General features: G+C 71.3%; 1 pseudogene. It reads left to right on the top strand.

Going from position 1 to position 380, the window contains the following annotated elements:
• Positions 1-246 (top strand): annotated as a pseudogene (locus R1101_RS0125535) (molybdopterin oxidoreductase); the annotation flags it as partial.
• Positions 247-380: the final 134 nt, after the last annotated feature.

Below are 380 nucleotides of genomic sequence, written 5' to 3'. Positions count from 1 at the left end.
GTGGACGACGGACTGCTCCCGAGCGTCGTCCAGCTCGCGACGGGTGCGTGGTACGACCCGCTGGACCCGTCCGATCCGGGGTCGATGTGCGTGCACGGGAACGCGAACGTGCTCACCCCCGACGTCGGGACGTCGTCACTGTCCCACGGATGCACGGGACAGCACGTGCTCGTCGACGTCGAGCGGTTCCACGGTGAGCTGCCGCCCATCCGGGCCTACGACCCGCCGGTCGTCCGGCAGCGCTGAGTTCTCCGGTACAGGGCCGTCACAGGCCGAGGGACGACTGCACGTCGTGCAGGGTGGCCGCGGAAGCGGCCAGCCCCGATTTCTCCTCCGACGACAGCGGCACCTCGAGCACGGTGTGCGCGCCGCGCGCGTCG

Source organism: Rhodococcus sp. R1101, from assembly GCF_000278445.1.
Classification (GTDB): domain Bacteria; phylum Actinomycetota; class Actinomycetes; order Mycobacteriales; family Mycobacteriaceae; genus Rhodococcus; species Rhodococcus gordoniae.
This window is presented reverse-complemented; position numbering and strand designations above follow the sequence as displayed.